21 protein-coding genes are annotated in these 21,520 nt (G+C 65.1%); 14 read left to right on the top strand and 7 right to left on the bottom strand.

Features of this window, described 5'->3' with window-relative positions; genetic code table 11:
- Nucleotides 1–74 precede the first annotated feature (74 nt).
- The 6 genes from fabZ (at nt 75) to MUN46_RS06815 (ending at nt 4,489) form a co-directional block, all read left to right on the top strand.
- Nucleotides 75–527, top strand: coding sequence for a 3-hydroxyacyl-ACP dehydratase FabZ (gene fabZ, locus MUN46_RS06790; RefSeq protein WP_243376526.1), 453 nt, complete (start codon nt 75–77; stop codon nt 525–527).
- 111 nt (nt 528–638) lie between these two features.
- Entirely contained in the window at nt 639–1,427 is a 789-nt protein-coding gene (lpxA, locus tag MUN46_RS06795) for an acyl-ACP--UDP-N-acetylglucosamine O-acyltransferase (RefSeq protein ID WP_281069860.1), read from the top strand.
- Between the two features lie 57 nt (nt 1,428–1,484).
- The gene (gene lpxB / locus MUN46_RS06800) at nt 1,485–2,687 is read left to right on the top strand and encodes a lipid-A-disaccharide synthase (protein ID WP_243376527.1); all 1,203 of its coding nucleotides are present in this window, start codon (nt 1,485–1,487) and stop codon (nt 2,685–2,687) included.
- The gene (gene rnhB, locus MUN46_RS06805; protein WP_243376528.1) at nt 2,684–3,346 is read left to right on the top strand and encodes a ribonuclease HII; all 663 of its coding nucleotides are present in this window, start codon (nt 2,684–2,686) and stop codon (nt 3,344–3,346) included. Before lpxB ends, rnhB begins: the two co-directional genes overlap by 4 nt.
- A complete protein-coding gene (locus tag MUN46_RS06810) occupies nt 3,343–4,194 on the top strand; it encodes a TrmH family RNA methyltransferase (protein ID WP_243376529.1) in 852 nt (283 codons plus the stop codon). The genes rnhB and MUN46_RS06810 overlap by 4 nt, the downstream gene beginning before the upstream one ends.
- Before the next feature lie 43 nt (nt 4,195–4,237).
- Entirely contained in the window at nt 4,238–4,489 is a 252-nt protein-coding gene (locus MUN46_RS06815) for a hypothetical protein (RefSeq protein WP_237978575.1), read from the top strand.
- Between the two features lie 103 nt (nt 4,490–4,592).
- Here the strand turns inward: MUN46_RS06815 and MUN46_RS06820 are convergent, their stop codons facing one another.
- The 4 genes from MUN46_RS06820 to MUN46_RS06835 form a co-directional block, all read right to left on the bottom strand.
- Nucleotides 4,593–5,321, bottom strand: a complete 729-nt coding sequence (locus MUN46_RS06820; protein WP_243376572.1) for an amino acid ABC transporter ATP-binding protein — start codon at nt 5,319–5,321, stop codon at nt 4,593–4,595.
- 57 nt (nt 5,322–5,378) lie between these two features.
- On the bottom strand, nt 5,379–6,056 hold the full coding sequence (locus tag MUN46_RS06825) for an amino acid ABC transporter permease (protein WP_237978576.1): 678 nt from the start codon (nt 6,054–6,056) through the stop codon (nt 5,379–5,381).
- 17 nt (nt 6,057–6,073) lie between these two features.
- A complete protein-coding gene (locus MUN46_RS06830; RefSeq protein ID WP_243376530.1) occupies nt 6,074–6,805 on the bottom strand; it encodes an amino acid ABC transporter permease in 732 nt (243 codons plus the stop codon).
- Nucleotides 6,806–6,964: 159 nt separating this feature from the next.
- A complete protein-coding gene (locus MUN46_RS06835; protein WP_243376531.1) occupies nt 6,965–7,849 on the bottom strand; it encodes a transporter substrate-binding domain-containing protein in 885 nt (294 codons plus the stop codon).
- A 367-nt stretch (nt 7,850–8,216) separates the two neighbouring features.
- Between MUN46_RS06835 and MUN46_RS06840 the strand changes: the two genes are divergently transcribed.
- Both MUN46_RS06840 and MUN46_RS06845 read left to right on the top strand, forming a co-directional pair.
- Nucleotides 8,217–9,494 carry an exonuclease SbcCD subunit D C-terminal domain-containing protein gene (locus MUN46_RS06840; RefSeq protein WP_243376532.1) on the top strand — a complete coding sequence of 426 codons (1,278 nt, stop codon included), beginning with the start codon at nt 8,217–8,219 and terminating at the stop codon, nt 9,492–9,494.
- Complete coding sequence (locus MUN46_RS06845; RefSeq protein WP_243376533.1) at nt 9,491–12,979, top strand: SbcC/MukB-like Walker B domain-containing protein; 3,489 nt, start codon at nt 9,491–9,493, stop codon at nt 12,977–12,979. Before MUN46_RS06840 ends, MUN46_RS06845 begins: the two co-directional genes overlap by 4 nt.
- 117 nt (nt 12,980–13,096) lie before the next feature.
- On the opposite strand, the gene MUN46_RS06850 is transcribed toward MUN46_RS06845, so the two are convergent.
- Nucleotides 13,097–13,660, bottom strand: coding sequence for a hypothetical protein (locus MUN46_RS06850; protein ID WP_243376534.1), 564 nt, complete (start codon nt 13,658–13,660; stop codon nt 13,097–13,099).
- A gap of 138 nt (nt 13,661–13,798) precedes the next feature.
- On the bottom strand, nt 13,799–14,656 hold the full coding sequence (gene ppsR / locus MUN46_RS06855) for a posphoenolpyruvate synthetase regulatory kinase/phosphorylase PpsR (protein WP_243376535.1): 858 nt from the start codon (nt 14,654–14,656) through the stop codon (nt 13,799–13,801).
- A 127-nt stretch (nt 14,657–14,783) separates the two neighbouring features.
- Between ppsR and ppsA the strand changes: the two genes are divergently transcribed.
- From ppsA to MUN46_RS06885, 6 genes are all read left to right on the top strand, one after another.
- Nucleotides 14,784–17,159: a phosphoenolpyruvate synthase gene (gene ppsA / locus MUN46_RS06860; RefSeq protein ID WP_243376536.1), complete on the top strand. Its 2,376-nt coding sequence runs from the start codon at nt 14,784–14,786 to the stop codon at nt 17,157–17,159.
- A gap of 107 nt (nt 17,160–17,266) precedes the next feature.
- Nucleotides 17,267–17,701 (top strand): NfeD family protein, encoded by a 435-nt coding sequence (locus MUN46_RS06865; protein ID WP_243376537.1) that lies wholly within the window; start codon nt 17,267–17,269, stop codon nt 17,699–17,701.
- Between the two features lie 37 nt (nt 17,702–17,738).
- Complete coding sequence (locus MUN46_RS06870) at nt 17,739–18,692, top strand: SPFH domain-containing protein (protein WP_243376538.1); 954 nt, start codon at nt 17,739–17,741, stop codon at nt 18,690–18,692.
- A 119-nt stretch (nt 18,693–18,811) separates the two neighbouring features.
- Nucleotides 18,812–19,360 carry a hypothetical protein gene (locus tag MUN46_RS06875; RefSeq protein ID WP_243376539.1) on the top strand — a complete coding sequence of 183 codons (549 nt, stop codon included), beginning with the start codon at nt 18,812–18,814 and terminating at the stop codon, nt 19,358–19,360.
- Nucleotides 19,361–19,434: 74 nt separating this feature from the next.
- Entirely contained in the window at nt 19,435–19,746 is a 312-nt protein-coding gene (locus MUN46_RS06880) for a hypothetical protein (protein WP_243376540.1), read from the top strand.
- Between the two features lie 241 nt (nt 19,747–19,987).
- Entirely contained in the window at nt 19,988–20,500 is a 513-nt protein-coding gene (locus MUN46_RS06885) for a hypothetical protein (RefSeq protein WP_243376541.1), read from the top strand.
- Between the two features lie 98 nt (nt 20,501–20,598).
- On the opposite strand, the gene MUN46_RS06890 is transcribed toward MUN46_RS06885, so the two are convergent.
- Nucleotides 20,599–21,216 carry a response regulator transcription factor gene (locus tag MUN46_RS06890; RefSeq protein ID WP_285230579.1) on the bottom strand — a complete coding sequence of 206 codons (618 nt, stop codon included), beginning with the start codon at nt 21,214–21,216 and terminating at the stop codon, nt 20,599–20,601.
- Between the last annotated feature and the right edge of the window lie 304 nt (nt 21,217–21,520).

Genomic DNA, 21,520 nt, shown 5'->3' on the forward strand with positions numbered 1-21,520 from the left:
GGTTTTCTTCCGGGCCTTATGGAGCGGACAACCCCGAAGAGAGGGCCTATTTCCCCCGGGGATCCGATGAAAAAATGATAAAGATCTACGAGATCATGGATCTGCTTCCCCACAGATTCCCTTTCCTGCTGGTCGACCGGGTTGAGGAGGTGAGCGAAGACCTCACGACGATTACGGCCTACAAGAACGTGACCGCCAACGAGCCGCAGTTCACCGGGCACTTCCCCGGGGCCCCGGTGATGCCGGGGGTGCTCATCATCGAGGCGATGGCGCAGACCTGCGGCATTCTCGCCATGATGCGGCTGGGCGAGGAGGCCCGCAAGGACAAGGACTCGCTTTATTATTTCGCAGGCATCGACAAGGCCCGCTTCAAGCGCGTGGTGCTGCCCGGCGACAGGCTCGTGATGAAAGGGCACTACCTGAAGGACCGGCTGGGCATCGGCTGGTTCGAGTGCGAGGCCTCGGTCGACGGCAATCTGGTGTGCAAGGCGACGCTCATGTGCGCCCGGCGCAAAATCCACGAGTAAGGCCCGCCCGGGGCTCACACGGCGCGGACGCTTCCTTCAGGCGGGAAAAGGCCTTTTGAGGAAAAGGCTTTTCCCGCTCCGTCCGCATGAAATCAAGATTAAGAGGTGCTCATGGCAAAAATCCATCCGATGTCAGTGGTCGATCCGGCCGCCGAGATTGACGAGGGTGTGGAGATCGGTCCCTTCTGCGTGGTCGGACCCCATGTGAAAATCGCTTCAGGCACGGTCCTGATGAGCCATGTTTCGGTGCTCAACCGGACCACGATAGGCCGCAACAACAAGATTTTCGCGGGAGCCTGCATCGGCTGCCTGCCGCAGGACAAGAAGTACGCGGGCGAGGATACGAGCCTCGAGGTGGGCGATGACAACGTGATCCGCGAGAACTGCACGATGTCGATCGGCACCGTCCAGGACGAGGGCGTCACGCGCGTCGGCTCCCGGGGCCTGTACATGGCGAACGTGCATGTCGCGCATGACTGCCGCGTAGGCAATGACGTGATTCTTGCAAACAACGTGGGGCTTGCCGGCCACGTGCATGTGAAGGACTTCGCGATCATCGGCGGGCAGGCGGGCGTGCACCAGTTTGTGCACATCGGCGAGCACGCGATGGTGGGCGGCGGCTCCATGGTGGTGCGCGACGTGCCTCCTTTCGTCATCTGCTCGGGCTATCCGGCCGAGCCCCACGGGCTCAATTCGATCGGACTGCGCCGGCGCGGCTTTACGGCCGACCAGCTCTCCGCCCTCAAGCACTGCTACCGCATCATTTACCGGGAAAACCTCACGGTGGCGGAAGCGAACGTGAAGCTGCAGGCGCTGGAGGCCGAAGAGCCGCAGTTCCGCGACCTGATTGAACTTATTCGGGTCGCAGTGGCCGACAGCCCCCGCGGCATCATCCGCTGAAGCGCGGGCGGCGCCCCTTCGGGGCCGCCGCCCGCGCCAACACAGGAAGCAGCAGACATGGAAGGATCGCCTTCGAAGACAAATCCAGAGGAGACGCTCGCGCCCGACCTGGCGCACCGCAACGGCGCGATGTGGCTCGCCGGGGAGAAAAGCGGCGACGCGCTGGCCGCTCTCGTCCTTCCGGCCGTGAAAGAGCGCATGGGCGGGGCGCTTCAGTACGGGATCGGGGGCGAAGCGATGGTGCGCGCGGGGCTCTCGGCCTGGAAGGGCATTGAGGCGCTTTCCGTGCGAGGCTACGTCGAGGTGCTCCGAAAGCTTCCCTCCCTGCTGAAGCTGCGCTCCGAGGTGATCGAGCGCGCCCGCGCGGCCTCGCCGCGCGTCTTCGTGGGGGTCGATGCGCCGGACTTCAACCTCGGGGTCGAGGCGGAGCTGCGCCGCAGCGGCATCCCCACGGTTCACTTCGTGAGCCCCTCGATCTGGGCCTGGAGGCCCGAGCGGATTGAAAAGGTCCGCGCGGCCGCCGACCTTGTGCTTCTCGTCTTCCCGTTCGAGCAGGCAATCTACGACCGGGCCGGCATTCCCGCCGTCTACGTCGGCCACCCGATGGCCTCTCAGATTCCCGAAAAGCCGGATTCCTGGGCCGCCCGGAAGCGCCTCGCGATCGATCCGCAGGGACCGGTTTTTGCGCTTCTGCCGGGGTCGCGCTACGACGAGATCCGCTGGAACGGGCCGTGCTTTTTAGAGACCGCCCGCAGGGTGCTCCGCAGCGAGCCCGAGTCCCTTTTCCTTGTCCCGGCCGCAGATGAGCCCCGGCGCCTGCAGATCGTGAACCAGCTCTCCGGGTTTCCGGATGTCGCAGCGAGGGTTCGGATTTTCCTCGGGCGCAGCCATGACGTGCTGGAGGCCTGCGACGCGGCGCTCATCGCCTCCGGCACGGCCACGCTCGAGGCGGCGCTTTACAAAAAGCCCATGGTCGTGAGCTACCGGATGCCCGCCCTCTCCTCGATCATCATGCAGAGCAAGGGCACCACCTCGTGCGTGAGCCTGCCCAACATCCTCGCGGGCCGGAACGTCGTCCCGGAGTTCCTGCAGTATTACGCGCAGCCCCAGTTCATGGCGGTGAGCCTGCTCGAGCAGCTGAGGCCCGAGCGGCGCGAGGCCCTGCGCCCGGTTTTCGAGCGGATGCATGAGTCGCTGCGGCGCGACACTGCGGCGCTCGCCTCCGAGGCCGTGGCCGGAGCCGCCCGGCGGGCGCCATGAGGCGGCGCGCGGCAGCGCCGGACGCCTCCGCCTTCACGGGGGACCTTTTCGGCGCAGAGGACTGGTCGGGGGAGGTCGTGGCCGGAGTCGATGAAGCAGGGCGCGGGCCGCTTTGCGGAAACGTCGTTGCCGCCGCAGTGATCCTCGACCCCCGCAGGCCGATCGAGGGCCTGCGGGACTCCAAGAAGCTCACCGAGGCGCGGCGCGAGCAGCTCGCGCCCGTGATCCGCGAGAAGGCGGCGGCCTGGGGCGTGGGCGAGGCGACGCCTCAGGAAATCGATGAACTCAACATCCTGCAGGCGACGATGCTCGCCATGCGGCGGGCGGTCGAGGCTCTGCCGGAGGGCGCGCGGCCGACCCTGGTGCTGGTTGACGGCAACCGCACGCCGAAACTCGGCATTCCCTGCCGCGCGATCGTGAAGGGCGATGACCGGGTGAAGGCGATCTCGGCCGCCTCAATCCTCGCAAAGACCTGTCGGGACGCCGAGCTGCGGCGGCTTGATCAGGCTTATCCTCAGTACGGCTTCGCCCGCCACAAGGGCTACGGCACGAGCCAGCACCTCGAGGCGATCCGCCGCTACGGCCTGATCGAGGGCGTGTACCGCAGGAGCTTTGCGCCGATCAGCGCCCTCACGGGCTGGAAAAGGGAGAAAAAATGATCAGGGAGAGCGCCGTTTCAATCACAAGCGAGGCCAACGAACGCGTGAAGGGCTGGAAAAAGCTGGCCTCTCAGCCGCGGCAGATCCGCCGCGAAAGACTCTGCCTCGCCGAGGGGCTTCACATCGCCATGTCGGCGCGCGACGCCTCGTACCCTGTGAATGCCTTGATCCTGAGGGACGGGGAGGCCTCGCCGGAGGCCGAAGCGCTCGTGCGCGAGATCACCGGCGCGGCCCGCCGCTCCGGCCGCAGGCCGCCCCGGCTCTACCTCCTTGCGCCCGCGGTCTACGAGTCCATCGCCCCGGTTGAAAAGGGCTGCGGGCTCATGATGGAGCTGCCGCTGCCGCCGGAGCCTGCGGCTGACGCGCTGCGCGGTCTTGACGCTCTTTTTCTCGACGGCGTCCAGGATCCGGGCAACGCCGGCACGCTGATTCGGACGGCCGTCGCTTCGGGCGTGCGCGTGATCGCCGCAAGCCCGGGCACGGTCGAGCTCTGGTCTCCCAAGGTGCTTCGAAGCGCCATGGGGGCGCATTTCGGGGCCCATATTCTGGAAAACGTGAAGGCCTCCGAGCTCGCGCTCCGGTTTGCCGGCCGCAGAATCGCAGCCGACGCCCGCGGCGGCCGCGACCTCTACGACACTAAGGGCTGGGAGTCCGGCCCCGTGGTCTGGCTCATGGGCGCCGAGGGCCCGGGGCTCTCGCAGCAGGCGCTTGCGGCGGCCGAGCTGCGGCTTTACATCCCGATCGAACCGGCGACGGAAAGCCTCAACGTGGCCGCGGCAGCCGCCGTCTGCCTTTTCGAGCAGCGGCGCCGCAGGCGCTTTGGCGCGGACGGCGCCCGCCGGGGCTGATGCCTTTTTTTTGACAACTCCTCACACTTCAGGCGACAACGCTATGCATCCCTGGCTGGATTTCAAGAATTACCGCAACCCCCTGCAGTTTTTCATCCGCGAAGCGCTCCTTGCGGCCGCCTTCGTGGTGCTTGTCATTCTGAAGCCTTTCCTCAACTCGCTGGTGAATTCGGGCATGTCGGAGGGTTTTGCCTCGATCATCGTGGGCGTGGTGGGCTTCCTGATCCTGCTGCTCATGGAAAGGGTCTGGAAGCAGTTCGGCCCGGCCGGGGACGGCGGGAAGAAGCGCCCCTGAGGCTCCCGCCCGTAAAAAAACGGGCCCCCGCGCGCATGAGCGCGGGGGCCTGCGGGGGGGGGTAAGCGCAGCCCGGGCTTCCTGCCCGGGGCGGCGCCGCCTCTCAGTGCGAGAGGATCTTCGAGAGGAAGTGCTTCGCGCGGTCCGACTTCGGGTTGCTGAAGAATTCGTCCTTCGGAGAGTCCTCGAGGATCTCGCCCGCCTCGAGAAAGATCACGCGGTCGGCCACGTTCTTCGCAAAGCCCATCTCGTGGGTGACCACCATCATCGTCATGCCTTCGTGCGCGAGCTCGACCATGACGTCGAGCACCTCGTTGATCATTTCCGGGTCGAGCGCCGACGTCGGCTCGTCAAACAGCATGCATATCGGATCCATGGCGAGGGCCCGGGCGATGGCGACTCGCTGCTGCTGGCCGCCGGAGAGCTGCCCGGGGAACTTGTCCGCCTGCTTGCCGAGCCCGACGCGCTCGAGCAGCTTCAGTCCCTTCGCGGTGGCTTCATCGCGGCTGCGCTTGAGGACCTTCATCTGGGCGAGCACCAGGTTCTCGCGGATCGACAGGTGGGGAAAAAGCTCGAAGTGCTGGAAAACCATGCCCACGTGGCTGCGAAGCTTCGTGAGGTTCGTTTTCGGGTTGGTCACCTCGACGCCGTTGACGAAAATCTTCCCCTCCTGGACGCTTTCGAGTCCGTTCACGGTCTTGATGAGGGTGGACTTTCCGGAACCCGACGGGCCGCAGACCACCACGACCTCGCCCTGGCGGACCTGGCAGCTGCAGTGCTTGAGAACCTGAAAGCTGCCGTACCATTTTGAAACGTTCTGGATGTCAATCATCAGGGCGTTTTTGTCTTCAGAGGACATGTTCAATTTCCTAAGCGGTTAAAGGCTTTTTCAGCGGATGATAGCGAGTTTTTTCTGCATGTGCTTCACGCCCGAGGACAGGGTGAAGGACACGACGAAGTAGCACACGGCGGCAAAGCAGTACATCAGCGTGAGCTGGCTGTCGCGCTGCGCGATTTTCGAGACCGCTCCCATGAAGTCGGTGGCCGAGAGCACGTACACGAGCGAGGTGTCCTGGAAGAGCACGATCGTCTGCGTGAGCAGCACCGGGCCCATGTTGCGGAAAGCCTGCGGCAGGATCACGTGCCTCATCGACTGCCAGAAAGTGAGTCCGAGGGCCTGGCAGGCGTAGAGCTGGCCTCTCGAGATGGACTGGATGCCCGCGCGGATGATCTCGGCGTAGTAGGCCGCCTCAAAGAGAATGAAGGTGATGAGAGCCGTCTTTTCCGGCCCCACGGGCACGGGGATCGGCGAGCCGGTGAACCAGGCGATGAACACCGGCACGAGGAAGAAGAACCAGAAGAGGATCAGCACGAGCGGCACGGCGCGCATGAGGTTCACGTAGGCCGAGACCGTCAGGGAGAGCAGGCGGTTTTTCGCCATCTTGCCCAGGGCGAGGAACGTGCCGAGGATGATGGCCCCGAGGGCGGCCGAGGCCGTGAGCTCAAGCGTGTAGGCGGCCCCGCGCAGAATGAAGGGAATGGAGCCCGTGATTGAAGTGAAGTCCATGTTCTCTCTCCCCTGCTTCAGCGGTGGATGTATCCGGGAATCGCCACGGCGCGCTCGAGGGCGGCCATGCTGCGGTTGATCGTCATCGAGATCACGATGTAGACGATCGTGGCGAAGCAGAACGCGACGAAGAACTGGAAGGTCATTTCGCCCATTTCGTGCGAGCGCAGCGTGAGGTCGGCCAGTCCGATCGTGAGGGAGGTCGCCGTGTTCTTCATGAGGTTCATCGCCTCGGAGTTAAGAGGCGGCAGCGTGATCCGGAAAGCGACCGGCAGCAGCACGTAGCGGTAGGCCTGGGCCGTGGTCATGCCCAGCGCGTAGGCTGCGGAGAGCTGCCCGCGCGGCAGCGACCGGATGCCCGACTTCACGTTTTCCGCCACGCGCACGGAGGTGAAGATCCCGAGGCACATGAAGGCGCAGAAAAACTCCCCGTAGACCGGGTCCGTGCTGATCATCCAGCTTTTAAGCGGCGGGACGAACTCCGGCAGCACAAAGTACCAGAGAAAGAGCTGGACGAGCAGCGGGACGTTGCGGAAGACCTCGACCCAGGTTTCTCCGAACCAGTTGAGGAAGCGGTTCGGCACCGCGCGGATCACGCCGATCAGAGTTCCAATCGCGAGCGCGAGAGCTCCGGCCGAGAGCGTAAGGGCAATCGTGATCCCCGCGCCGCCCAGCATGTACTCCCACCAGGGTTCGTCTGCGAGGTCGCTCATCGCCAGCAGCGTGGACCAGTCCATGTCGAGACCCATAGCGCCTGACTCCTTTATCTGTGTTTTTATCATCTGCCTTTCGCCGGGTCCCGGGACGGGAGGGCGAAGGCCGTTTCAGGGATTGCAAAAGGGCCTCGCCTCGGACCGTTCAATCCGGGGCGAAGCCTGAAGGGGCGGCAGCGGCACGCAGCCCCGCGCTCAGATGCCCTCCGAGTTCGGGCTGGCGAAGGCGCGCTTCGTCGGCTCGTTCATCGGGAAGTTGAGATTCACGTTATGCGGCTTGATCGGCTTGGTGAACCAGGTGTCGTAGAGCTTCTTCATCTCGCCGCTCTTGATCATGCCGGTGATCGTCTTGTCAACGAGCGCCTTGAACTGCGGATCCTTGCGCAGCATCGGCCCGTAGGGCTCCTCGGAGATCGACTCCTTCAGCAGCCTGAAGTCGCCCGGCTTCTTGGAGTTCGCAATCTGGCCGGCAAGCAGGATGTCGTCCATCACGTTGGCCACAACGCGGTCCTGGGCGAGCAGCTGGAAGGCCTCGGCGTGATCCTTGGCCGGGGTGACGCGCGTGACGATGCCTTTCTTCCTCAGGTCGCGCAGCAGCGTGACGGAAGTGGTGCCGGCCGTGGTCGACACGTTCTTGCCGTTGAGGTCCTTGAAGGAGTTGATGGAGGAGTTCTTCTTCACCGCGGCCGTGACGCCGATGCGGAAGTAAGTCGTGCCGAAGTCGACCTGCTTCTGGCGCTCCTTCGAGTTGGTGGTCGAGCCGCATTCGAGGTCGTAGGTGCCGTTGAGCAGCAGCGGGATGCGGTTTCCGGAGGTGATGGGCTGCCACTTGATCGTGAGCTTGCGGCCCACGGCCTTGCCCACTTCGGCGGCAACCCGCTTGCAGATCTCCATGCCGTAGCCGATGGGCTTGCCGTCGGCGTCGAGGTAGGAGAAGGGCACCGAAGAGTCGCGGTAGCCGATCGTGAAGATGCCGGTGTCCTTCGCCTTCTTGAGCGTGCCGGTGAGGGCGGGGGCGGCGACCGCTGTGCCGGCGACGGCGAGGCTGGCGAGGGCAACCATGACAGTGCTGAGCTTCATAACAATCTCCTTCGAATGGAATCGGTTCTGGTTGAATAGAACGGCTTGGTGTCATGCTTTGTTCAGCAAGTAGCGTGCCAGATCCGGACCGAATCCCGGGTATTGCCTGCAACTTATTGAGTTTGAATATCAAAATCAAAATATCTAGTTCTTGAGGATAATCGCAAAATTGCGATAACAAGCACAAAGAAAATCTTGTAATCACAAGAATGGTGCAATTTATCACCACCTTTGTGCAGATAGGCCTGTTTTGCACCGAATCGGTGATCGGCCCGACGAAAGGCTCGAATCGTGTTAGCCTCACCGCAGGAGCCGTCCCTCATGCGCGGGCGGCCAGTTGTTGGGTTACAGGCAGGACTCGCTTCAATTGTTCAAACTTCTTCACACATCGGACTGGCATCTCGGCAAGGAGCTGCTGGGGGAAAGCACCATCGGGGTCAGCCGCTCCATGCTCGAGTGGCTTCTCGGAGTGTGCAGGGAGCGCGCAGTGGACGGCCTGGTCGTCGCGGGCGACGTCTTCGATGTCTCCACGCCTTCGAACCAGGCCCAGAAGCTCTACTACGGTTTTCTCGCCCGGCTGCAGCGCACGGGCTGTCGCCATGTGGTCATTACGCCGGGCAACCATGACTCTGCCAATTTCCTGCGCGCGCCGGCCGAGATGCTCTCCCGGCAGGGCATCATCGTCTCCGGCCCGGATCCGGAAAGCGAGGCCGTGGTGCTGTGCGACGCCGCAGGCCGCCCGGAGCTGGGCGTGGCCGCGGTGCCGTTTCTGCGCGAGAGCGACATGCGCGCGAGCGTTGAGGAAATCACGGAGGGGGAGCGCTGGGCGCTTTACGCCCGGGGAGTGGCCGCGCATTACGGCAGGGTGCGTGCGGCGCTGGAGCGCAAGATGGGGGAAAGCGCCGCGCCCAGGATTGCGACCGGGCATTTCTTCGCCACCGGCGCGGCCGTCACTCCCGACCCTGAAACCGGCGAGGCGCCTGTCACCGTCGGGACTCTCGGGGCTGTGCCGGTTTCCGTGACGGGCGGGGGCTGGGACTACGTGGGCCTCGGGCACATCCACCGTCCGCAGAAGGTCGGGGGCGATGCCGTGCGCTACTGCGGCTCGCCTTACCCGCTGTCCTTCCGCGAGGTGGAGAACAGCAGCCAGGTGGTGCTTGTCACGCTGCGCGGTCACGGCGAACCGCCTGAAATCGAGCCGATCCCCGTGCCGCGCTTCCAGCCCATGGTGCGCCTGGAGGGCGACGCGGATGCGCTTCGGGCGGCCATGGACCGTGTCTCGCGCGAACAGCCCGGGGCCTGGGTGGAGGCGAACTACACGGGGGTGAGCGAGCAGCTCGCTCTCAATGAAGAGCTCGGCAGCCTCGCCGGGCGGCTCGGCGTGAGGCTGCTTGCGGTGCGCAACCAGCTCGCCTTCCGAAAGGCGCTCGAAGCCACCGCGGGAGCGGTGTCCCTGCACGATTTCACCCCCGAGCAGGTTTTTCTCCAGTTCCTGAAGGACGCGCACGCCGACGAAGCCTCGACGCGCAGGATGCTCGGAACTTTTCGCGAGGCTGCGGCCCTGGTCGAAGCCGAGCGGGCCGCCCGGCGCGCGTCCTCCAGAGACGACGCCCCCGCGCAGCCGCAGCCCAAGGAAAGCAAATGAAGCTGCTCTCGATCGCCTTTGAAAACATCAACTCCCTGGCCGGCGCCTGGAAGATCGACTTTACCGACCCGGCCTACCGCGACGGGATTTTTCTCATCACAGGGCGCACCGGCTCGGGCAAGACTTCGATTTTCGATGCGGTGACGCTCGCGCTTTTCGGCAAGACCGCCCGGCAGTGCGCCGAGCGGGTGAGCCGCGAGGAGCGCCGCACCGACTCCTGCCCCTTCATGACCAAGGGGTCGCAGCGCTGCTGGGCCGAGGCCGTGTTTGAGTCCTCCGGCAGCTGCTGGAAGTCGCGCTTCAGGATTGATCGCTCCGAGCGGCGCGGAACGCTCGCGAAAGCCTGCGAGCTTGCGGTGAAGGACGGCTCCGGGGCCTGGAAGCCCGTGGCGACTTCGCTCGACGAATGGAAGCAGAAGACCGCCGAGGCGGTCGGGCTGCATTTCCAGGAGTTTCTGCGCTGCGTGCTGCTCGCGCAGGGCAGCTTCGCCGAGTTCCTCCACGCCAAGGGCAACGAGCGGGCCGTGATCCTCGAGGGCATCACGGGAACGGATATCTATAAGGATATTTCGCGCCAGATCCATGCCTGCGCGCGCGACAGGCAGCTCGCGCTGGAGGCCTGCCGGGCCCGTGAGGAGGGCATCCGGCTGCTCGCGCCCGAGCGGCTGCGGGAGCTGCGGGACCGCCGGCAGGCGCTTCGCGACGAAATCGAGGCGCTGCGCCGCAGCAAGGAGGAGCTTTCCGTCAGGCTCGAGGCGCTGCGGCGGCTCGAGGCGCTCCGCGGCGAGCAGGAGCGGGCGAAGGCCGAGCTCGAGCGGGCGCAGGCCGAGGACCAGAATTTTTCCGCAACGCGCGCGAAGCTTGAGCTCGCGCGCCTGGCGCGGCGCTACGAGCCGAAGTACCTGGAGCTGCAGCGGCTCGAGCAGCAGCTCTCCGGCGAAAAAAGGCTGAGCCTGGATCTCTCGGACGTGGAAAAGGACAAGCAGCGGCTCGTGGAAAAAATGCGGCCGCAGATCGAAGAGGCGGGCCGGGAGCTGGAGCGCGGGCGCGCAGCGCTGGCCGAGCTCGAGCAGAAGGCGCCGGAAATCCTCCGCCTGGACGAGCAGTGCGCAGTCCTGTCGACGCGCCTCGAGGCGGCGAGCGAGGCGCTGGAGGCGGCCAAAAAGGAGAACGCCGCTCGAAGCGCCGACCTGAAGGAACTCGAAGGGCGTCAGAGCAGGCTCCTCGCCGACCGGGACCGGATCGCGCAGAGCCTGAAGAAGACGCAGAAGAACGATGCCCTGCTCGCGGGCTTTTCCGGGCTGGAGGCCAAGGCCTCGAGGCTCGCCGAGGCGAGCTCCCAGCTGGAGAGCCTGAAAGCGCAGGAGCGCCGCGCCGCGGCGGCCTCGGCCTCTGCCTCGGCCTCGGAGCGCGAGTCCGAGCGCCGGGTCGCGGCCGCCCGCGACGGACTGCAGCGCGCCCGTGAAAAGGCGGAAACGGCCCGGGTGAACCTCCAGGCCGCGCAGGCCGGGCAGACCCAGACCGGCCAGATGGCGGCTCTGGTCGCGGTGCAGGAGGAGATGGCGCTCGCCGGCTCGCTCATCACGGCCCGCAAGGAGCTTGAGCGCGCTTCGATTGCGCTGGAAAAAGCCGAGGCCAAATGCCGCGCCGCCGAGCAGGCGAGCCAGGAGAGCGAGCAGAGGGCGCAGCAGGCGAAGCGCTCCGGCATTGAGACTGCCGTGAGCTTCGCGCATGTCGCGGGCGAAAAGGCGGAGCGGCTCCGGGCCATCAAAAACGACGAGATCCCCCGCTGCAGAACCGAAAAACTCGCGCGCGAGGCAGCCCTGTCGCGCCTCGCTTCGAGGAACCCTTCGCTTTACAAGCGCTTTCAGAGCGAGTCAGCCCTGGCGCAGCAGCTGGTCAGGCAGCGCGACGCGATCCTCACCTGGACCCGCCAGACGGAGGCCTCGGCGCAGAAGGTCCGCGAGGCCGAGAAGGCCGTGCAGGAGGGCAGCCGCAGGCTCGAAGAGCTGAAGGAAGCGCAGGCCGGATTCCGCTCGGAAGCTTCAAGGCTCGGGCAGGCCGCGCAGACTGCAGCGGATCAGCTCGAGGCCGCCGGCGCGCGCTGCGCCGAAATCCGCAGCGACTGGGAGGCGGCCCTTGAGCCCCTGGGGCTGGACGGCTCCTCGCTCGCCCCCTCTCTGATCATGCAGCGTCTCTCCGAGCTTCGCGCCTCCAGGCTCGAGGTGCTGCGCGAGCGAGACGAAAACGAGCAGGCCCTTTCCTCCGGCCAGTCGCTCATCGCCCGGGCGCAGTCCGAGCTGCAGGACGCTGCCTCGGCCCTTGATCAGGCCCTCAAGTCCGAGGCAGACGCCCGCGCCCGCCAGCAGTCGGCGCAGGCCGAGCGTCGTGCGCTTTTCGGGACTGCGAGCCTGCAGGAGGAGCGCCGAGAGCTTACCGGACGCCGGGACCGCGCGGCCGCCGCCCTTGAGAGCGCCCGCGCCTTGAGCCGGGGCGCGGAGGACGCGCTGCGGGATGCCCGCACGCGCTCGGCACAGCTTTCCGGGCAGATCGCAGCGCGCGAGCAGGAGCTGCGGACCCTCGAGGCCGGATTCGAAACCGCCGTGAGCGAGTCCTTCGAAAGCCGGCAGGCTTTTCTCGCCGCCCGGCGCGACCCCGAGATCATCACGCGGTGGGAAAACGAGGACGCGGTGCTGCGCAGCAGCGTCAGGAGCACCCAGGAGAGGCTCTCGGCCCTCAGCCGCAGGCTCTCCGAGCAGACGGCCGCCATAGCCCGCCCCGCGGGGGCGGGGGACGTGCAAAAGGAGATCGAGCAGGTGGACGACCGGCTGCTTGCCGCAGCGGGCGAGGCCTCTTCGGTCGAGACCGAACTGTCGGCCGACGAGTCCCGGCGACGGGAAGCCGAGGAGGCGCGCCGGCTCACGGCCGAGGCTGAGGCCGACTACGAGCGCTGGCAGGAGCTCAACGCACGAATCGGCAGCGAGGACGGTTCACGCTTTGCCCGCTACGCCCAGTCGCTCACGTTCAGGCGGCTGCTGCATTTCGCCAACGAGGAGCTCGGGCGGCTTTCGCGCCGCTTTGTGCTGGAGCCTGCCGAAGGAGACCCCCTTGACATTCAGGTCGTGGACAACGCGCTGAACTGCATGAGGCGCTCGGCGACCAACCTCTCGGGCGGGGAGTCTTTTCTCGTGAGCCTCGCTCTCGCCCTCGGCCTTTCCCGCATGAGCAGCGAGAGCTCCGAGGGAAGCCTTCGGGTGGACACCGTGTTCCTCGACGAGGGCTTCGGCACGCTTGACCCCGAAATGCTCGAGAACGCGCTTTATGCGCTCTCGCAGCTGCGCGAGCAGGGAAAGCTGGTGGGCCTCATCTCCCACATTGAGGAAGTACGCCAGAAAATCCCGGTTCAGATCGAGGTCTCGGCCAACTCCACGGACGGGCACAACACGATTTCGGGGCCCGGGGTGAAGAGGCTGCAGACCGCTTAAGGGTTCAGGCCGCCCGCCTGCGGGCGGAGGGCCGGGGTTCTGCCCGGGCCGTTCGGTCATTTCGCGGCGGCTGAAGGCCGCCGCGAAACAGTCCCGGGCTTCATCGCAGCGTCATGCTCAGCGTCTGCCCGGTCCCCGCGGCGGCGGAGGCGGCGGGGGACGGTGGCCGCGCGGCGGCGGCCCCCAGAACATCGGCCCGCCGAACCATCCGCCCCAGCCCCAGCCGTCCATCATCTCGAGGTCTCTTTCGGCCGCTTCGGCCCGCGCCCGTTCGAGATCGGCCCGGCGCTGCGCGTTGCGAAGCGCGGTCCTCAGGTCGTCTTCGAGCCCCGGCGCATCCTTCGGCCTGTCAAAGCGGATCTGAAAGGCGACGTCGCGCGAGCCGCCCGGATCGCAGAGCTCAAGCGGGGAGGCGCTTGCGGCCTTCGCGCCCGAACCCCAGACCGCCTCGTAGCCCGAAGGCAGCCGGTAGCAGCCGGGCCTTGTCATCAGGTTGGCGATCTTGTCGCGCTCCATCGTCACCGTAAAGGGGGTGGTGCCTACGACCGAGCCGCTGTCGAGCGCCTTCACCACGGCGCCTTCCGGATCCGAAACGAACTGGAACGAGGCGGTCGCGCAGCCTGAAAGCGCGACGGCTGCGGCTCCCAGCGAAACAAGGGTTCTGGCAATGCGATGATTCATGGCGATCGCCCTGAAAGAGTGATATCTGAAGTGAGGCGGCGGCAGCCTGCCGCCGCCTCCTCCTTAATGTAGCTCGAGGAGCCGCCCGCGGATTTTATTTTTTTGTAAGAAATTTCCGAAAGGGCTGTTCCCGTATCCTCAGCCGATGCGCTCGTGCTTTTCGAGATGCAGCGTCGCGATGATCGTGGCGGCGATTTCCTCGATCGACTTCGTGGTCGAGGAAAGGTAGGAGATGCCGTTGCGGTTCATCATCGCCTCGCAGGCCGCGATCTCGGCGCGGCAGTTCTCGAGCGAAGCGTAGCGCGAGTTCGGGCGCCTTTCGTTGCGGATGTCGTGCAGCCTCTCCGGGGCGATCGTGAGCCCGAAGAGCTTGTCCTTCACCGACTGGAGCGCCTCCGGCAGGGTCCCGCGCTCGAAGTCCTCGGGAATGAGGGGGTAGTTGGCGGTCTTGATTCCGAACTGCATCGCGAGGTAAAGCGAGGTGGGCGTTTTGCCCGAGCGCGACACGCCCACGAGGATCACTTCGGCTTCCTCCAGCCCGTAGTCGGTCTGGCCGTCGTCGTGAGTGAGCGTGTAGTCGATGGCGGCAATCCGCCGGTCGTAGTTCTCCTCGTTGCGGATGCGGTGGGTTTCGCCCACCTGATGGGTGCTCTCCATGCCCAGCTCTTCCTCGAGGGGATTGACGAAGCTGCGGAAGAGCTCTGTCACGTAGCCCGTGCATTCCTCGCAGAAGGCCTCGCTGATCGTCTTGCGCGAAAAGGTTGAGAAGACCAGCGGGCGCATTCCGGTGCGTTCCTGCACCTGGTTGATCCGGTCCGCCGTCGCGGTGGCTTTTTCCACCGAGTCGATGAACGGAATGCGGCGCTGTTCATAATTGAGGTTCGGAAACTGCGTGAGCACAGCCTGGGCGAGAGTCTCCGCTGTGATGGCCGTTCCGTCCGAGACGATGAAGACGGGGCGCGGCGCGGTCTGATTGGGGCTGCTAGAGATGGTCATAGGATTCCGGAGGGGCGGCATCGCACGTTTTGGGGCGTGGATTTGCGCCTGCTATTAAAATTAACGATTACAATCCCGTTCGATTCTAAACAATCCCCGGTTCGGGGGCAGTTAAAGAGGACAAGGTATGCAGGGTACGTACGTTATTCCGTTCAGCGAACTGAGATACAAGGACGTCGACCGCGTAGGCGGCAAGAACGCTTCTCTCGGAGAGCTGCTTTCTCAGCTGACGAGCGCGGGAATTCGCGTGCCCGACGGATTCGCGACAACCGCGGATGCTTTCCGCCTGTTCCTGAAGGAAGGCGGGCTGGACAAGCGCATTGAGGAGCGCCTGAAGGACCTGAACGTCGAGGACGTGAAGGAGCTGGCGAAGGCCGGCGCCGAAATCCGCTCCTGGGTTGAGAAGGCCCCGTTCCCGGCCGCCCTCGAAAAAGAGATCCGCGAGTACTACGACTGGCTCTGCGCCGGCGAGAAGATCTCCGTTGCCGTGCGTTCCTCGGCTACTGCCGAGGACCTGCCTGACGCGTCCTTCGCCGGCCAGCAGGAAACCTACCTCAATGTGAACGGCATCGATCAGGTGCTCGCCCGCATGCGCGAGGTGTTTGCCTCGCTCTACAACGACCGCGCCATCTCCTACCGGGTGCTCAAGGGATTCGATCACTCCAATGTGGCTCTGTCCGCGGGCGTGCAGCGCATGTGCCGCTCCGACAAGGGCGCGGCCGGCGTGATGTTCACGCTCGACACCGAGTCGGGGTTCGATCAGGTGGTGTTCATCACCGCTTCCTACGGCCTGGGCGAGACGGTGGTGCAGGGCGCCGTGAACCCCGATGAGTTCTATGTGCACAAGCCCATCCTCGAGCAGGGCAAGTACCCGATCATCCGCAAGAGCCTCGGCTCCAAGCTGATCAAGATGGAGTTCAACCCCGAGCCCGGCGCGAAGGAGTCTGTCCGCACGGTGGACACCACCGCCGAAGAGCGCCGTCACTTCGCGATCACCGACGAGAACGTGATCGAGCTCGCCCGCTTCGCGCGGCTGATTGAGAAGCACTACGGCTGCCCGATGGACATCGAGTGGGGCAAGGACGGCATCGACGGCAAGATCTACATTCTGCAGGCGCGTCCCGAGACTGTGAAGAGCCGCCAGAACAAGGCTGACGTTCAGGAGCGCTTCGCCATCAACACCAAGGGCCTCAAGGCTCTGGTCACCGGCCGCGCGATCGGCCAGAAGATCGGCGCGGGCCCGGTTCGCGTGGTGCTCTCCGCCAAGGAGATGGACCGCGTGCAGACCGGCGACGTGCTCGTCACCGACATGACCGACCCCAACTGGGAGCCGGTGATGCGCCGCGCCTCCGCGATCGTGACCAACCGCGGCGGGCGCACCTGCCACGCGGCCATCATCGCCCGTGAGCTGGGCATTCCGGCCGTTGTCGGCTGCGGCAACGCCACCGAGACGCTCAAGGAGGGCGAGGAGGTGACGGTCTCCTGCGCCGAGGGCGACACGGGCCACGTTTACGCGGGCATCGTGGACTACCAGAAGTCCGAGGTGAAGCAGGGCGCGCTGCCCGAGATCCCCGTGAAGATCATGATGAACGTGGGCAATCCCCAGCTCGCCTTCGAGTTCCAGAAGATCCCCGCGAAGGGCGTGGGTCTCGCGAGGCTTGAGTTCATCATCAACAACAACATCGGCGTGCACCCGAAGGCCTGCCTCGAGTACCCGAACATCCCCGGAGAGATCCGCGATGCGGTCGAGCGGCTTTCGGCGGGCTACGCCAATCCCCGCGAGTTCTACATCAGCAAGATCGCCGAGGGCGTCGCCACCATCGCCGCCGCCTTCTATCCGCGCAAGGTGATCGTGCGCATGTCCGACTTCAAGAGCAACGAGTACCGCAAGCTGATTGGCGGCAAGCTCTTCGAGCCGCTTGAAGAGAACCCGATGCTCGGCTTCCGCGGAGCCTCGCGCTACATTTCGAACTCGTTTGCCGAGTGCTTCGAGCTCGAGTGCCTCGCCATGAAGCGCGTCCGCGACGACATGGGCCTCACGAACGTCGAGCTGATGATTCCGTTCTGCCGCACGCTCGATGAGGGCCGCCGCACGGTCGAGATCATGAAGCAGCACGGCCTCGTCCAGGGCGTGAACGGACTCAAGATCAACATGATGTGCGAGATTCCGAGCAATGCGCTGCTGGCCGATGAATTCCTCGACATTTTCGACGGCTTCTCCATCGGCTCGAACGACATGACGCAGCTCACCCTCGGCCTTGACCGCGACTCGGGGCTCGTCGCCGCTTCGTTCGATGAAAGAAACGAGGCCGTGAAGAAGATGCTCGCCATGGCGATCAGCGCCTGCCGCCGCCGCGGCAAGTACTGCGGCATCTGCGGCCAGGGTCCCTCGGACCACGAGGATCTCGCCCGCTGGCTGATGGAGCAGGGCATCGAATCGATGTCGCTCAATCCCGACACGGTCGTCTCCACCTGGAGGCGGCTTGCCGAGCCGAAGGCCTGAGAAGGAAAAAGCCTGCCGTCAGCCGGATAACCCGGTAGACTAGGGGAAAGAGGCTGCAGCGCGTGTGAAAGCCGCTGCAGCTTTTTTTCTCGAAGGAGTAAACGACAATGCCGATCTGGATCTGGCTGGTGGCGGCCGGCGTGCTCGGGGCGGCCGAGCTGCTCACGGGGACCTTCTACATGCTGGTGCTCGCAGCGGCCTCGCTGTTCGGCGCGGCCGCCGGCGTCCTGGGCTGCGGGCTCGAGCTGCAGGTGCTTGCGGCCGCGGCGGCCGCCGTGCTCGGCTGCGCGCTCGTCTGGAAATTCCACCGGAAGCCCGCCGCGTCGGAGCCCGCGCAGTCCTCGCTCGACGAGGGCCAGAGCGTGGAGGTGCGCGCCTGGCGCGAGGACGGCACCGCCGAGGTGAAGTACCGCGGCGCCGTCTGGACGGCGGTGGCGGCTCCCGGCAGCAGGCTCGTCCCCGGGATCTGGGTGATCGTGCGCACCGAAGGCCCGCGGCTGCTTATTTCACCCGGCCCGCGCAGCGGCGCCGGCCCCGCCTGACCCTTTCTCTTTTTTGTCAACTTTAGGAACAGCAGCTATGTCATCTGGTTTGATTTTCACGCTGGTGCTCGCGCTGATTGCGGTCATCATCGCCTACAAGGGCATCTGCGTGGTGCCTCAGCAGACGGCCTGGGTCGTGGAGCGGCTCGGGCGCTTTCATGTCGTGCTCAATCCCGGTCTCAATTTCATTGTTCCGTTCGTCGACCGGGTCGCCTACAAGCATTCCCTGAAGGAGGTCCCGCTGGACACTCCGCAGCAGGTCTGCATCACCAAGGACAACACCCAGCTGTCTGTCGACGGCGTGCTCTTCTTCCAGGTGACCGATCCCCAGCGCGCCTCCTACGGGACCAGCAACTACGTGATTGCCATCACGCAGCTCGCGCAGACGACCCTGCGCTCGGTGGTCGGCCGCATGGAGCTCGACCGAACCTTTGAGGAGCGCGACGCGATCAACCATTCGGTGGTCTCCGCCATCGATGAGGCCGCCCTCAACTGGGGCGTGAAAGTGCTGCGCTATGAGATCAAGGACCTCACGCCTCCCTCCGTGATCCTGCAGGCGATGCAGCGGCAGATCACGGCCGAGCGTGAGAAGCGCGCCGTAGTGGCCGCCTCCGAAGGCAAGAAGCAGGAGGAAATCAATATCGCCGAGGGCGAGAAGGCGGCGGCGGTCGCCCGCTCCGAGGGCGAGAAGCAGGCGAAGATCAACGTGGCTGAAGGACAGGCTGCGGCCACCGTGGCGCTCGCGCGCGCCACGGCCGAAGCCCTGCGTCAGGTCGCGGCGGCCACGCAGGAGCCGGGCGGCATGAACGCAGTGAACCTCGATGTGGCCAAGAAGTACGTCGATGCGTTCAGCAAGGTGGCGGGCTCCAGCAACACTCTGGTCGTTCCCGCCAACATGGGCGACCTCGCGAGCCTGGTCACTTCGACCCTGGCCATTGTGAAGGGCGGGGATGCGAAGAGCGCCGCCGGCGGCGCCTCGCCCAGGGCCTGAGAGAGCGCGCGGCTTGTCCGGCAGGGGGCGAAGGCCCCCTTTTTTCTGGCTCGCCAGGGGCCGCGTGAAGGCCCAGGCGTTTTTTTCGAAAAATAAACAGAAAGGCTCAGGGAAAAAAAGTGGAAAACGACAGCAATGATGAAGCCCGCAGCGCCGGGCAGCCCGAAGCGCAGGCGGTCCGGCTCTCGCTGGGCGACCGCGATGATGTTTACCAGATCTGCTTCGCATTCATCGAGAACGTGAGCGAAATCCTCGTTTCGGCCTCGGCCGGCGAGATTACAAGCGAGGAGGCTGAAGAGCGCATGGCCTCCGTGAATCAGTGGCTCACCGCGGCGCTGCTCGGAAAGATCCCCGGAATCAAGGCCGAGCCCGGGTGGACGGGCGCGCCTCTTGCCCGAAGCCTCGCCTCGCAGCTCGCCTCGGAGCTCTCGCGGCTGCCGCGCGAGGCTCAGGAGGAGCTCTCCTCGGTCGAGGGCGTGCTCATGTTCACCTCGATGGTCTTCATGCACGAGGTGCAGGAGATGGTGAGCCGGATCAACCACGTGCCCGAGGACCAGGCCGAAGAGGCGGTCGAGCGGCAGGGCCGGGAAATGCACGAGCTGTGCGAGAAATGGGCCGACCGCTTCACGGGGGGCGGCCGTCCTGATATCATCATTGCTTCGTCTTGAAGCCGGGTTGTTCCGCGGGCTCCAGAGCCCGCGCACTGACGATTCGGCTGAAACACTAAAGGATGGAAAAGAAAATGGCAGAAGAAGAAAAGAAGGCCGCGCCCGCGGCTGCTGCGAAAGAGGCCCCCACCGAGAAGCCCCGCTTCGTGCACATGCTCGTCCTGGGCGTGGGCGGCATCATCCGCAATGTCCAGATTGTCACCGACAATCCCCAGATCCCGAAGTCGTTTGCCGAATTCATCAACGGCTTCCGCTCCGGAAAGCTCGACCTCATCTGGACGCCGAACCCGTCCAACCCTGTTTTCGCGATCCGCATGAATTCGGTCGATTTCTACGAGTATCGTTCCGGTCCGGCCCAGGCCGCCGACAAGGGTTCGATTTCCTGATCCTCGAGCCGCCCCCTCTGCGGGGGAGGCCGGTCAGGCTTTCTGCTCCTGCGGGGCGGCCGGCCCCGCGGCTGCAGTCCTGCTTTCAAGGCCGCTGATGCGGCCTTTGCTGTAAACGAAGCCCGCGCCGGACGGAGCCGGGGCCAGGGGGGAGGCAGGCCCCGGGCCTGCCGCTTCCGTCCGGCTTCGCCGCACATCGGACGCGAGAGGCGTGAAGAAGAGAAAAAAGGAGCTTTTTGACATGTCTGCCGGACATTCCAAGCCCATCTGCGCGGGCTACAGCCCGTCGTGCCCCTCGCGCTGCCGCCTTGACCTCTCTTCGAAGCGGGATCTCGGCCCGCAGCTGACCGATCCGCGCGTGATCGAGGAGATCTTCCGGGCCGCGGTGGCGAAGACCGCCTCGAGGATGAGGGCCTGCCAGGAAGGGCGGATGACTGCTCAGGAGCTCAGGGAGGCCGACGGCCGGCTCATCGACTGGCTCGCGGCGACTCTGTCGGGAGAAAATGAAAACTTCGGGACAACGGAAGGGTGGAACCCCGAAGGGCTCGCCCGGTTTCTGAGCAGCGAAATCCCGGGCGCCCTGTCGCACGCGCTCGGACGCGAACCCGAATCGCAGGAAGAGGTGATCAGGGCGGCCGCGGAGCTCATGACGGCAGACATCTGGAGTTCCCTGCGCGCGGGAGAGGCTGCGCTCGAGGAGGCGGCGCTGCGCTGGTCCTCGCTTCTGACCGGGGCACCGGCTGAGTTTGCCTGAAAAAGAAACGCTTATTCCGGAAAGCTGGAACGACTCCGGCGCCGGGAGCATTCCGCGCTTTTTTTCAGCGCAGGAGCTCCCTCAATCCACAGCCGCGTTCAGAGAGGATCCCCGCAGCGCATCAGCAGCCGGGCGATTTCGGCCGCGTTGTGAATTTCAAGCTTCCGGTAGGCGGAGCCGCGGTGCACCTGAACCGTTTTTTCGGAAATGCCCAGCCCTTCGGCCACCGCCTTGTTGGAGGCTCCCTGGGCGACCATGCGGATCACCTCGCGCTCGCGCTGGGTGAGAGACTCAAGCTTCGCGCGGAAGCTCGCCACCTCGGCGTCAGCCCGCCGCTCATTCAGATTTTTCAGGACCGCGTTGTTGATCGCCTCGAGCAGCCTGCGGTCGTCAACCGGCTTCTGCAGGAAGTCCATGGCGCCGCTTTTGAGCCCCCTCACGGCCATGTCGATGTCGCCGTGGCCCGAAATGAAAATGATGGGCAGGTCCACTCCCTTTTCCTTCAGGGCGTCCTGCAGTTCCAGCCCGCTCATGCGGGGCATTCTCACATCAAGCAGCAGGCAGCCCGGGCGCGCAAAGTCATTGGCCGCGAGGAAGGCGAGCGCGTTCGAGTACGTCACCACTTCCCAGCCTTCGCCCTCGATCAGAAAAGCCCAGGAGCGTCGCATAGCGTCGTCATCGTCAATGACGCGGATGAGGGGTTTTAAAGTGTCCACGGTTGATCTCCATGTCGAATGTCTCAGGCGGGCCGGCAGGTGCGGCCCGTCCCTGCGGGGGCGCCTTTTCTCGGCAGCCCCCCGGCAGCGGAGCGCGGCCGCCGGCCTGACTAATCTGCATATAAGCCGATTTTAATCAAACGGCCTGTTTCCGGGCGATGCGCCGGGCCGGGAGCGGGGTGGCCGCCATAATAATTCCCGCGGTTATATTGAATCATGAGTCCCGCGGCCTTGTTTGCCTTTTATTCTGCTTAAATGCCCTAATATCGGGGTGTTTCATAATGTAACACTCATGTCTAATGGA

It is taken from the genome of Mesosutterella faecium (assembly GCF_022809315.2).
Lineage (GTDB): Bacteria > Pseudomonadota > Gammaproteobacteria > Burkholderiales > Burkholderiaceae_F > Mesosutterella > Mesosutterella faecium.